This window comes from Saccharothrix longispora, from assembly GCF_030852425.1.
In the GTDB taxonomy this organism is placed as follows: domain Bacteria; phylum Actinomycetota; class Actinomycetes; order Mycobacteriales; family Pseudonocardiaceae; genus Actinosynnema; species Actinosynnema longispora.
Map to the genome: position 1 here is coordinate 410,606 of NZ_NSDM01000005.1, position 12,432 is coordinate 423,037.

General features: G+C 74.3%; 11 protein-coding genes. 4 read left to right on the forward strand and 7 right to left on the reverse strand.

Annotation, left to right across the window (positions count from 1 at the left end; genetic code table 11):
- Positions 1-62: 62 nt before the first annotated feature.
- The 3 genes from CKY47_RS14985 to CKY47_RS14995 all read right to left on the reverse strand — a co-directional run bounded on the left by CKY47_RS14985 (position 63) and on the right by CKY47_RS14995 (position 3,490).
- Positions 63-1,505, reverse strand: coding sequence for a sensor histidine kinase (locus CKY47_RS14985; RefSeq protein ID WP_306746393.1), 1,443 nt, complete (start codon positions 1,503-1,505; stop codon positions 63-65).
- A complete protein-coding gene (locus CKY47_RS14990; RefSeq protein ID WP_306746394.1) occupies positions 1,502-2,191 on the reverse strand; it encodes a response regulator in 690 nt (229 codons plus the stop codon). The genes CKY47_RS14985 and CKY47_RS14990 overlap by 4 nt, the downstream gene beginning before the upstream one ends.
- A gap of 162 nt (positions 2,192-2,353) precedes the next feature.
- Entirely contained in the window at positions 2,354-3,490 is a 1,137-nt protein-coding gene (locus tag CKY47_RS14995) for a PucR family transcriptional regulator (protein ID WP_306746395.1), read from the reverse strand.
- 83 nt (positions 3,491-3,573) lie between these two features.
- On the opposite strand from CKY47_RS14995, the gene CKY47_RS15000 reads away from it, so the two are divergent.
- The 3 genes from CKY47_RS15000 (at position 3,574) to CKY47_RS15010 (ending at position 7,559) form a co-directional block, all read left to right on the forward strand.
- On the forward strand, positions 3,574-4,629 hold the full coding sequence (locus CKY47_RS15000) for a ferredoxin reductase (RefSeq protein ID WP_306746396.1): 1,056 nt from the start codon (positions 3,574-3,576) through the stop codon (positions 4,627-4,629).
- 12 nt (positions 4,630-4,641) lie between these two features.
- Positions 4,642-5,766: a fatty acid desaturase family protein gene (locus CKY47_RS15005; RefSeq protein WP_306746397.1), complete on the forward strand. Its 1,125-nt coding sequence runs from the start codon at positions 4,642-4,644 to the stop codon at positions 5,764-5,766.
- A 986-nt stretch (positions 5,767-6,752) separates the two neighbouring features.
- Entirely contained in the window at positions 6,753-7,559 is an 807-nt protein-coding gene (locus CKY47_RS15010; RefSeq protein WP_306746398.1) for an HD domain-containing protein, read from the forward strand.
- 343 nt (positions 7,560-7,902) lie between these two features.
- Here CKY47_RS15010 and CKY47_RS15015 read toward each other — a convergent pair whose 3' ends face one another.
- Positions 7,903-8,232, reverse strand: coding sequence for a hypothetical protein (locus CKY47_RS15015; RefSeq protein WP_306746399.1), 330 nt, complete (start codon positions 8,230-8,232; stop codon positions 7,903-7,905).
- Between the two features lie 157 nt (positions 8,233-8,389).
- On the reverse strand, positions 8,390-9,028 hold the full coding sequence (locus CKY47_RS15020; RefSeq protein WP_306746400.1) for a DUF2254 family protein: 639 nt from the start codon (positions 9,026-9,028) through the stop codon (positions 8,390-8,392).
- Positions 9,029-9,248: 220 nt separating this feature from the next.
- On the opposite strand from CKY47_RS15020, the gene CKY47_RS15025 reads away from it, so the two are divergent.
- Complete coding sequence (locus CKY47_RS15025) at positions 9,249-10,046, forward strand: ANTAR domain-containing protein (RefSeq protein WP_306746401.1); 798 nt, start codon at positions 9,249-9,251, stop codon at positions 10,044-10,046.
- 29 nt (positions 10,047-10,075) lie between these two features.
- Here the strand turns inward: CKY47_RS15025 and CKY47_RS15030 are convergent, their stop codons facing one another.
- Both CKY47_RS15030 and CKY47_RS15035 read right to left on the reverse strand, forming a co-directional pair.
- Positions 10,076-11,428, reverse strand: coding sequence for a PP2C family protein-serine/threonine phosphatase (locus CKY47_RS15030; protein WP_306746402.1), 1,353 nt, complete (start codon positions 11,426-11,428; stop codon positions 10,076-10,078).
- A gap of 225 nt (positions 11,429-11,653) precedes the next feature.
- Positions 11,654-12,199: a chemotaxis protein CheB gene (locus CKY47_RS15035; RefSeq protein WP_306746403.1), complete on the reverse strand. Its 546-nt coding sequence runs from the start codon at positions 12,197-12,199 to the stop codon at positions 11,654-11,656.
- Positions 12,200-12,432: the final 233 nt, after the last annotated feature.

The window sequence follows — 12,432 nt, forward strand, 5'->3', positions numbered from 1 at the left end:
TCCGACACTGCCCGCGGGATGTCTTCGCCCCGTGCGCGTCGTGTCCCCGTCGTGCGACAGTCTCAGCCGTCGCGGGCGGGCTCGCCCCTCGGCACGGTGAGGGTGAACACCGCGCCCCCGTCGTGGTCGACGTCCAGCCGGCCGCCGTGCAGCCGGGCGTTCTCCAGCGCGATGGCCAGCCCGAGGCCGCTGCCCGGGGTGCGGGTGCGGGCCCGGTCGCCGCGCACGAAGCGGTCGAAGACGACCGGCGCCAGCCCGGCGGGCAGGCCGGGACCCGAGTCGGCGACGGCGACGCGCACCCGGTCGGGCTCGGTGCCGTCCACGGTCACCACGACCGGCGGCTCGCCGTGCCGGACCGCGTTGGCGACGAGGTTGCGCACGATCGTGTGCAGGCGTCGGGGATCGCCGAACGCGGTGGCGTCCCCGGTCCGGCGCACGGTGACGTCCGCGCCCGGCGCGCTCCACTCGACGGCGTCCGCGGCCAGCGCTTCGAGGTCGACCGGCTCGGGCCGGAGTTCCGCGACCCCCGCGTCGAACCGGGACATCTCCAGCAGGTCCTCGACCAGCGCGCTCAGCCGCCGCACCTGGGTGCCGACCAGTTCCGCCGACCTCGCGCGGTCCTCGGCGTCCGGGCTGTGCAGGCCGTCGGCGGCGGCGACCGCCGACGCCAGCGGGGTGCGCAGGTCGTGCGCCACGTCGGCGACGAACCGCCGCTGCTGCCGGTCCTGGCGGCGCAACCGCTCGATGGACTCCCCCAGCCGCTGCGCCATCGCGTTGAACGACCCGGCGAGGTCGGCCAGCTCGTCCCGCCCCCGCACCGGAAGCCTGGTGTCCAGCGCCCCGTCGCCGAACCGGCGGGCGGCGTCGGCGGCGGTCCGCACCCGGCGCTGGACGCCCCGCGCGGCCAGCACGCCCAGCGCACCGCCGACCAGGACCACCACCACCGCCACCGCGGCGAGCCGGTCGCGCAGCACCGCCAGCTCGTCGTCGATGCCGCGCGTGCCGTAGAACTCGGCGAGCAGCACGCCGGGCTCGACCTGGCCGACGATGACCAGCTGCGGACCCTCCGGGGTGTCGGCGGTGTAGCGCACCGACGACAGCCGCTCCCTCGCCCGGTCCACCTCCCGCACGGGCAGCTGTCCGGGGAACTCGCCGGCCGTGCCGGCGACCGGCAGGTACGCCCCGTCCCGCGCGGTGGAGAGCGCACCGGACGACGGCGTGAAGTTGACCACCGCCCAGGTGAGGCCGAGGCGGGCCCGCATGTACTCGGCGACACCGTCCACGACGGACGTGAAGCCGGCGCCGCGGACGAGGAACTGGTGGGCCTGCTGGGCGTCGGAGTCGAACGCGGCCTGCGCGGAGGCGGTGAAGCGCTCCCGGGTCGCACCGGCCTGGAGGTGGTAGGCCGTCAGCGCCACGGCCGCGGTGGTGAGGAGGGTGATGACCGCGACGGTCAGCACGATCGCCGCCCGCAGGCCGATCGTCGGACCGGGCCGCCACCTCACGGCTCGACCAGGCGGTACCCGAACCCCCGCACGGTGCGCAGCAGCACCGGGTTGGCCGGTTCGGGCTCGATCTTCGCCCGCAGGCGGGCCACGGCGGCGTCGACCAGGCGCGAGTCGCCGGCGAACCCGTAGTCCCACACCCGCTTGAGCAGGGTCTGCCTGCTCAGCACCTGGCCCGCGTGCTCGACGAACTCGATCAGCAGGCGGATCTCCGTGGACGTCAGGCCCAGCTCGACCCCGCCCCTGGTCACCACCATGGCGGCGGTGTCGACCTCCAGGTCGCCGACGGCGCGCACGTGCCGCCTCGGCGGCCGCGCGGGCGCGGCCCGGCGCAGGATCGCCTTCACCCGTGCGTCGAGCACCCTGGGTTCGACCGGTTTCACCACGTAGTCGTCGGCGCCGCACTCCAGGCCGACCACGACGTCCACCGCGTCGCCGCGGGCGGTCAGCAGGATCACCGGGACCGCGTCGTGCGCGCGGATGCGGCGGCACACCTCGAAGCCGTCCACGTCGGGCAGCATCACGTCGAGCAGCACCACGTCCGCCGACGTCGGCCGGTCGGCCAGCGCCTCCAGCGCCCGCTCCCCGGTGGCCGCGACGGCGACCTCGTGGCCGAGCGCGCGCAGGGCGCGGGACAACGCCTCCGCCAGGACCGCGTCGTCCTCGACGAGCAGCAACCGTGACACTGGTGGAACTCCTCGTCCTCGGCCGGTCGGCGGCAACGGTATACCAGCGGTTACGCCGAACGGCCGACAGCCGCGTGACGAAGTGTGACGAACGCGCACGGCCGGGTCACGGCGTCGTCGCGGCGACGGCACCGGACCGGTCGGGGGCGGCCGGAGGACGGGTCACGCGGGCCGGGCCAGCGCCAGCGTGAGCTCGAGCACCCGCTCCGGCGAGGTGATGTCGCCGAACAGGTCCCGCACCTGCCCCATCCGGTACCGCACGGTCTGCGGGTGCACGAACAGCGACGCCGCCACCTCGTCCCGCCGGCCATGGTGCAGCAGCCACGCCCGCAGCGTCTCCTCCAACCGCCGCGCGGTCGCCGGCCGCTGGTCGCGCAGCGGCGCCAGCACCCGTGCGCGGAGGTCGGCGTACGCCTCCGCGTCGGCGTCGAGCACCAGGTCGACCAGGCACTGCTCGGTGTCGACGGTGCCCTCGGACAACACACGGGTACGCGTGGCCCGGGTGAACGACGACGCCACCCGCGTCCACGGCCGGGTCGGGCCGACCACGGCGGAGCGGTCCGCCAGCAGGCGCAGCACGTGCCCGCGGTCCGCGTCCGGCACCAGGAGCACGGCCGTCGAGTCCTGCAAGTCCTCCAGCAGCAGCGTGCGGGGGTCGAGCACCCGGTGCGCCGCGTGGGCCTGCGCGGACGGCAGCACCACGGCCGTGAGCGAACCGGGAGGCGTCCAGCCCGCTCGTTCCGCGCCCGTGAGCAGCACGTCCTCGTTCGCGCCCGCGATCAGGTCACGGCAGAGCCGCTCCAGGTAGCGCTCCCGCGCCCGACCCCGGACGGCCAGTTCGTCGGCGTGCCCCGCGGCGCTCGCCGCGGACAGCTCGTCGATGTAGGCGAAGAGCAGCTCGGCGAACGTGGCGAGCCCCTCGGCGGGCAGACCGGACGACACGGCCCCGGCGGCGAGGCCCCGCCACGCCACCCGCGCACCGACCCGGTAGGCGCTGAGCAGGGCGTCCATCGAGCGTCCGTCGCGCACTTCGCCGCGGCCCAGCTCGTAGGCGGCCTCGGTGGCGACCTCCTGGGTGTCCGCGCCGTCCGCCACGTCCAGGAAGTGGCCCAGCGCGGTGCGCACGGCGCGGCGGATCGTGCCGCCCATCCGGCCCGACAGCGCGCCCTCGTAACTGGGCACCTCGTCGATCACCGCCTGGACCACCTCGTTGGCCGTGACCGGCAGCAACGCCCGCAGCGCCGTGATCGTGGCGTGGTCGAGACCGGGTTCGGCGACACCTCCGACAGCGCGGCTCACTTGTTCTCCCGGTACAAATTCCAGAGTGGAGTTCACGTCGTGCGGTCAGGACTTTACGCCCCGGGACACATCATGCTGGACACATGACAAGCGTCGCCCTCCGCACCAGGGCGTTGAGGCTGCTGGAGATGGTCACGACGCCGCTGCTGCCGTCGGACTACCTGGACCTGGTCGACCCGCTGCGCGCGGGCGCCGACCTGCGTGGACGCATCGAGGCGATCCACCCCGAGACCCGCGACGCGGCCACCATCGTGATCAAGCCCGGCCGCGGCTGGAAGGGCCACGTCGCCGGGCAGTACGTCCGGGTCGGCGTGGACGTCGACGGCGTGCGGCTGTGGCGAGCCTACTCCGTCACCTCGCCCGCGAACCGGGCCGACGGCCGCATCACGATCACCGTGAAGGCCATGCCGGACGGCAAGGTCAGCAACCACCTGGTCCGCAGGGCCGAACCGGGCGCGGTCATCCACCTCGACCAGGCCGCCGGCGACTTCGTGCTGCCCGGGACCAGGCCCGCGAAGGTGCTCTACCTGACGGCCGGCAGCGGCATCACGCCCGCGATGGGCATGTTGCGCGACGCCGACCTCGCCGACGTGGTCGTGCTGCACTCCGCGCCGACCGAGGCGGACGTCATCTTCCGCGACGACCTGCGCGACCTGGCCGCCGACACGACCATCCGGTTGATCGAGCGGCACACCGACACCGAGGGCGTGCTCGACGTCACCCGCCTCGACGAGCACGTGCCCGACTGGGCCGAGCGCGAGACCTGGGCGTGCGGTCCGACGGGCCTGCTCGACGCCGCCGAGGAGCACTGGGCGCGGCACGGCGTGGCCGACCGCCTGCACACCGAGCGGTTCCGCCCCACCGTGCTGGCGACGGGCGAGGGCGGCGCGGTCACGTTCACCACCACCGACCGGACCGTCGAGGCCGACGGGGCCACGCCGCTGCTCGACGTCGGCGAACAGGCGGGCGTGCTGATGCCGTCCGGCTGCCGCATGGGCATCTGCTTCGGCTGCGTCACACCACTGCGCGCGGGAGCCGTCCGCGACCTGCGCACGGGCGAGGTCACCACGGCCGAGCCCGGAGTCCTCATCCAGACCTGCGTGTCCGCCGCCGCGGGCGCCTGCGAGATCGAGCGCTAGGAAGCGAGCAGCATGACCGCGATCGACCCCACCGCCCACCTGTCCGACGAGCAGATCGAGCAGCTCGGCCGCGAGCTGGACGCGCTGCGCGACGAGGTGGTGTCCAGCCGCGGCGAACGCGACGCGGCCTACATCCGCAAGGTCATCTCGGTGCAGCGCAAGCTGGAGATGGGCAGCCGGGGGGTGCTGCTGTTCTCCCTCTTCCCGCCCGCCTGGCTGATCGGCACCGCGGGCCTGTCCGTGGCCAAGATCCTGGAGAACATGGAGATCGGCCACAACATCCTGCACGGGCAGTGGGACTGGATGCGCGACCCGAAGATCCACTCCACGACCTGGGAGTGGGACCACGTCTCGCCCGCCGCGCAGTGGAAGCACTCGCACAACGAGCTGCACCACACCTACACCAACGTGATCGGCAAGGACAACGACCTCGGCTACGGCATCATGCGCGTCGACGAGGACCAGAAGTGGCACCCGTTCCACCTGGGCCAGCCGCTGTGGAACTTCATCAACGCCTGCTTCTTCGAGTACGGCATCGCCGCGTACGACCTGGAACTCGGCAAGAACCTGCACAAGCGCCGCCGCAACAACCCCGAGTTCCGGGCGCGGGCCCGCGAGGTCGGCAAGAAGATCCGCAAGCAGGTCCTGAAGGACTACGTCATCCACCCGCTGCTGTCCGGCCCGTCGTTCCTCACGACGCTCGCCGCGACGTTCACCGCGAACCTGGTCCGCAACCTGTGGAGCCACTCGGTGATCATGTGCGGTCACTTCCCCGAGGGCGTCCAGACCTTCGAACGCCGCTCGATCGTCGGCGAGACGCGTGGTCAGTGGTACCTGCGGCAGATGCTCGGCTCGGCCAACATCAGCGGCAGCAAGGCGCTGCACATCATGACCGGCAACCTGTCGCACCAGATCGAGCACCACCTGTTCCCGGACCTGCCGAGCAACCGCTACGGCGAGATCGCGCCGAAGGTGCGGGAGCTGTTCGACCGCTACGGCCTGGAGTACGTCACGGGTTCGATGCCGAAGCAGGTCTTCTCGGCGTGGCGCAAGGTCTTCCGGTTGTCGCTGCCGAACAAGGCGGACCGGGCCAGGACCAGGACGCCCCGCCGCGTGGAGGAGCGCGTCGCGGCGTGAGCCCCGGCGGGCGTCCCGCTTCCCGGTGTGACGGCTTCCCGGAGCAGCTCGTCCCAGGGCGGTGCCGGCGGGGGCCGGGCGGTCGATGGAGTGGGCCTCCACCGCCGGGGCGTCCGTACGCACCGGCACGAGGTAGCCGGACAGGTCCGGGCCGACCACCCGGGCGGCGCGCCGCCCGTCGCCTCCACCGGTGCGCCGTGCCTGCCGACGACGGCGCGGTGGCTGTCGCGCGGCGCGGTCGCGCACGTGGAACAGGTGGCCGTGCGCGGTCACCACCTCGTCCACCGGCCGGCTACCTGCTCGAAGGCCGATCCCCGCCGCGCTGCGACGCCTGGACGTCTTCGCCCGGAGGGTCGACGTCCGTCACCCCGGGCAGCACCCGCGCGTGCCCGGTCCTCGACCCCGGCACCGGGGCGCTGCGGTGGGCGACTGCCGGGCACCGCCGCCACCACCGGGCACCCGCACCACCGGGGACGCGGGACCGGGATCACCCACACGCCGGCCGAACGGGTCACCCCCCACCGCGGCGAGGGCGGCACCACCACCGACTTCCCCCTCGCCTCGCGACCCCGTGTCCCCGCGCCACCCGCGGAAGACCGCGGGTTCCTGGTCGTCCGCACCGTTCGACCGGGCTCGTGACAGGTGTCCGGGACCGCCGACCCTGTGCGGCGACGGCACGTCGGTCGACGCTGGAGGGGGCGCCGGATGGTCGCCGGAAGTGCCTCCTTCCCCTCCCAGCCCACCGAGGTCCCCCACTGCGCCACCGACTCCGCCGCGCACTCGGCGGACACCTCACTCCCCAGACGATCCTCCGCATCGGCTACGGCACGCACGTCCCGCCCACCCCACGCCGCGACGTCACCGACCTGCTCCTCGAACCCTGCGCGTCCCGGCCCTGAGCGTTCCCGCCGCCGTGGCGCGAATCCGTCGCCATGTGGCGGTCCAGCCGCTCCCCCAGCCGCTGCCACCGTCCATAGCATCGGGGCATGGACGACACTTCCGCCGAGGACGGCGTGGAAATCCGATCGGACACCGGCGGGCACATCGGGCGGCGGGCGCTGCTGGAGTCGGGCGCACGCCTCGCGGTCGGGGCGGGCGTGCTCGGCACGGCCGCGGCGACGCAGGGCGGTACCGCCGCGGCCGCCGCCCCCTCGGCCCGCCGCCCCGCCACCGGGCTCCGGCTCCCGGACACGGCCCTGGCCCGCCAGGCGATGCGGTTCGCCCGGGACGAATCCTCGGAGGTCCTGTTCAACCACGTCATGCGGTCCTACCACTTCGGCGTCCTGCTGCTGGAACGCGCCGGCGCCCGCTACGACCGCGAACTGCTGTTCATCGGCAGCGTGCTGCACGACCTCGGCCTCGTCGAGCGCTTCACCACCCCGACGGAGCGCTTCGAACTGGACGGCGCCGACGCCGCCCGCCGCTTCCTGCGGGAGCGCGGCATGGCGGCCGATCGCGTCGACGTGGTCTGGGACGCGATCGCGCTGCACACCAACGCCACCATCGCGGCCCGCAAGCGCCCGGAGATCGCCGCGGTGGCCGCCGGCGCCGGAGTCGACGTCGGTGGGCGCGGACTGGAGGCGCTGGACCCCGACGACGTGGCCGCGGTGGTCGCCGCCCACCCGCGAACGGGGTTCAAGCGCGACACCGTCGACACGATGGTCGACCAGTGCCGCCGCAAGCCCATGGCGTACTTCACGCACCCGTTCGCGGAGGTGGGTCGACGCCACATCCCGGGCTTCGCGGTGCCGACCGTCGAGGACGTGGTGCTCGCGGCGCCGTTCCCCGACTGATCACCGTCGCGCAGTCGCGGAAGCCCCCATCCGGCGCTCCCCCGGACCACCTGGCCGGGTACAGCGTGTCGGAACAGCCCGGTCGGTCGGTGCCGACATCCCCGATCGGCGAGGGCGCGCAGGCGGGCGGGACTCCGCGACCGGTGACGCGCTCGGTGTTCGCGACCGCGCTTCCGAACCGGCGAGGAGGCTCCCACCCCTGATCAGGAGAACGCGCGACAGAACCCTGGTGACCACGGGTGGTCCTGGTCGGCCTCCTCGTGTCCACCCCGACGCCGGCGCGAGCGGGAACTGCCGCGACTGCGGGCCCCCCCGACTACGGGCAGGTGTTCACCGACACCTCCTACCAGGGCGGCTGCTTCGAGTGGCCACTGCACCGGGGAACCGTGCACTTCCCCGACTGCGTGAAGAACAAGGCTTCCTCGTTCAGGAGGAGTCGGGCGCGGTCGTCGAGCGGGCCGGCGGGTACGTCGTCGCGCTCGTGCAGGAGGACACCGAGGGCACGTACGCCCGGCAGGACGGCCGGCCGGTGCGGCACGAGGACCCGGAGGACGCCGACGGCCACCTGGAGATCGCCGACGATGCCGACGGCCGGGTCGTGCCCGGCCTCGACGTCACCGTCACCCACGACGGCCGGAACGTGCCCGACACCCGCCTGCCGCTCCTCTGGCACCCGTTCCTCCCCCACCACGGCACCAACTCCACCGTGCCCGGCAAGGGCGATCACGACGTCCAGGTCCGCATCGCCCCGTCGGGGTTCATGCGCCACGCCCCCGTCAACGGCAAGCGCTGCGAACGCCCCGTCGAGGTCGCCTCCCTGACCGTGCCGTTCACGCCCAGCCCCGACGCGCGCCGAGGCGACCGGCCGCGCCCGGGGAGGCCGGTGTTCGGCTGGAGCGCGTCTCCCCGCTGCGGTCGTGGTGGGCGGCCCGGACGTCGACGGCGGCGCGCTGCTCGTCGTCGCGGGTGGCGGTGGTGACGTCGCGCAACATCCGGAGCAGGGCGTTCAGCACGGTGGGCTCGTGCCGGCCGCACCGGCGGACCTGACCGCACACGAGGTCCAGGTAGTAGGTGATGTCCCGGTCCGGGGCCACGAGCCGCCCGACGCCCCGGTGGTCGTCGTGGAGGGTGCCGCCGAGCCGCCTGCCGCCGACCTCCACCGCCACCTCGGAGAGGTGCCCGACGGCGTGGACGGCGGTCACCGGGTCGTTGATGCCCGGCGACAGCGCCTTGACGGCGATGTCGACGAGCTGCCGGAACCCGAACGCCGCGTCCTGCTCCATCGTGCGCTCGTAGTCGAGCACGACGCCCTCCCGCACGCCGGCCTCCACGTCCGCGAGCTCGACGGGACCTCCCCCGCGGCTCCAGGCGGACGCGAGCGGTGTGCCGCGCACGACGTGGTCGCCGGGACGCACGTCGAGTCGGATCAGGACGTCCGACGCCGCGGCGGTGCGGAGCAGGCGGTCCACGTCCTACGCCACCGGACCGCCCGCGGCACGGCCGGGCATCGCCGCGGAGGTGTCACCCGGTGGACGACGATGGCGGCGTGTGCCACTGTGGAGGGCGCGCAGCGAGCCGAAAGCAGTCCCCTCGCTCCTGGTCGTGACCAGTGGCATCGCGGCTGGGCGTCGTCATCCGCCGAGGTCCCCCACCGCACGTCCAGGTTCGGCGCGGTCGGGAGGAGACGGCATGACCGCTGGTCACACGCTCGACGACATCGGCGCCGATCCCGTCTTCCGCGCCACGGCGGCGCCGTACCTGATCCTCGACCCCGACCTGCGCATCCGCGCCGCCAACCCCGCCTACCAGAAGGCCACCCTCACCACCGAGGTCGACCTGCGGGGCGTCCACCTCTTCGACGCCTTCCCCGACGACCCTGGCAACCCGCACGCCGACGGCCAGGTCAACCTGGGCGCGTCCCTCCAGCGGGTCCTCAGCCGCGCGCAACCGCACCACATGGGCATCCAGCGCTACGACGTGCCCCACCCCGAGGACCGCACCCGCTTCGTCAAGAGGGCGTGGAGCCCGCTGAACACGCCGATCCTCGACGACCGCCGCGTGGTCGGCATCATCCACCACGTCGAGGACATCACCGACCTCTGCACGGCCCTGGAGCCCGACACCCCCGACCTCCGGCGGTGGCAGGACCCGCGGCGGCTGGGCGAGCTGACCGCGGTCCTGTCCCGGCTGCGACGGGACCACCACGCAGTGGTCACCGAGAACCGCCAGCTCCACCAGGCCCTCCACCGCCGCGGCGTCATCGAACAGGCCAAGGGCATCCTCGTGGGCACCCGCCTCTGCACCCCCGACCAGGCGTTCACCATCCTGGTCCGGCTGTCCCAGGACACCAACACCAAGCTCTACGACGTCGCCCAAGCCCTGATCGACGACACCCTCGGCCGAAGGCGCCCGCCGACCCCCGGCCCGCGAAGGCGGGACGAGCACGTGCCGGCACGCCCGCCCGACGATCCGGCGGCCGACGACTGAGAGCCGTGCCCCCGCGCCGCGGGACCGGCTCAGGGGGTGTGGCGCTCGGGTCGGGGCGGGACGCGCAGGGCGAGCAGGGCGGTGTCGTCGTCGGGGCGGTCGTGGTTGTGCTCGGCGATGACGCGGCCGATGTGGGTGACGACCTGCCGGGCGGTCATGTCGTGGCAGTCGGCCAGGACCAGGGCCAGGCCCTCCTCGGTCAGCTGGGGGCGTTCGGCGCCGGGGGCGCTCGCGGGTGGGCGGGCTTCGGTGGCGCCGTCGGTGTAGAGCAGCAGGGCGTCGCCGGGGGCGAGGCGGAAGCGGACGTCGGTGAGGGTGACGTCGCGGACGATGCCCAGCAGGGTGCCGGTGCGGCCGACGGGGATGACGCGGCCGTCGGCGCGGCGGATCAGCGCGGGCGGGTGCCCGGCCAGGCAGAGGCGACCGGCGACGCCGCCGCGGGTGGTGCGGAAGGTCGCGTGGACGGCGGTGAGGAACCGGGGGCTGTGCTGGTCGAGCATGGCGGTGTTCAGGCGGGCGAGGATGGTCGCCGGCGACAGGGTGCGGGTGGCCTCGGCGCGCAGGGTGTAGCGGGCCAGGGCGGTGACCTTGGCGGCCTCGGTGCCGTGCCCGCACACGTCGCCCAGCACCGTGCACCACCACTGCGCGGTGGCCTGGAACAGGTCGTAGAAGTCCCCGACGACCCGGTCGCCTTCCGCGGGGAGGTAGGAGGCCGCCGTCTCCAGCCCGGGCACCGGGGTCAGGGTCGGGGGCAGCAGGCTGTCCTGGAGGCTGCGGGCCAGCTCGGTGGAGGTGCTCAGGGCGGTGCGGGCGGTGGCCAGCGCCGCGCGCGAGGTGGTCAGCGAGTGGCGCAGGTTCAGCTCGTTGGACACCGCGCGGGCGAGGGTGGCGAGGGCCTTGAGCTCCTCGGGCCGCCACCGGCGCGGGGCGTCGTCGACCACGCACATGCTGCCCAGGACCTCGCCGCCCGGACCGAGGACGGGGTAGCCGGCCCACGCGCCGACGTCCACCGGCGCCACGGAGGGGTGGTCGCGGGTGCGGGGGTCGGTGGCGGCGTCGTCGACCACGAACGGCTCGCCCTCCAGGCCGACCAGGAAGTAGCAGAAGCTCCGGCGCACCGGGGCCTGCCTCGCGGCCGGGGCGTCGGGACCGACGCGGGACTTCCAGAACGAGCGCTGGTCGTCGACCAGCGTGATGAACGCCCGGGTGCACCCGGTGGCCGCCGCCGCGAGCCGGGCCAGGTCGTCGAACGCCTCCTCCGGCCCGGTGTCGAGCAGTCCCGTGGCCCGCACCGCCGCCAGCCGCGCCGGGTCCGACAGCCCGGCGGGCAACCCGTCCTCCCGCAGACCGCCGGGAAAGACCACACCGTTCACCGACGTCACGACGGACCCCTTTGCGACAACTCCCCGGTCACCCGACCGAGGGTGCCGTCGTCGATCCGTGGACCGCCCGACGTGTACACAGCGTAGTCCGCCGTGGCGATACCGCCGTCCGTCGCCCGATCGGCCGCGGTGCTCGTGCGGCGACCGCGTCGGGCCGTGGCCGTGTGGTGGCGAGGTCGCGCCGGCGGTGGACCGACGCCGGCGGGACGGCGCCCCGCGTCGCCGTCAGCGGTGGGCGTGGAGCGCGGCGGCGATGTCGGGCAGGGCCAGCACGTCGTGCACCAGGCCGGTGTCGATCGCGGAGCCGGGCATCCCGAAGTAGGCGGAGGTGCCCTCGTCCTGGGCGAAGCCGGTGCCGCCGCAGTGGACGACGGCGCGGACGCCCGCCTGGGCGTCCGCGCCCTTGCCGGTGAGCACGACCGCGAGGACACGGGGACCCCACATGACGGCGAGGGTGGCCGGCAGCAGGTCGGCCGAAGGGCGGGACGGGGGCGGCGCCCCGGTGTCGAGCAGCCCGATGCGGGCCTGGGAGGTGACGGTCAGGTGCCGGGCCGCGGGCACGACCAGCACCGTGCCCACCACGAGTTCGTCGCCGTCGACGGCCGCGCGCACGCGCAACGCGGTGCGCCGCACCAGGATCTCCGCCAGGAGGCTGACGCGATCGGGACTCACGTGCCGGGCGACGATCACCGCCGCGGGCAGGTCCGCGGGCAGCGGGTCCAGGACCCGGGTCAGGGCGTCCAGGCCCCCGGCCGAGGCCACCAGCGCCACGACCGGGAACCGCAGCAGCCCGGATCGGACGCGGCGAGGTCGCCGCCGACCGGCTCGTCCACGATGCCGCTCCTCCCGCGCCCGGGCGGCGACCGCGGATCGGCCGACGCGGGACCGGCGCGTCCCGGCACAGGGTAGAGAACGTCCCAGGGGTGTCCGACCGCCTGGTCGACCAGGCGCAGGTCGCGTTCGGGCAGGGGCCGTGCGTGGACGTGCTGTACGAGAAGCACACC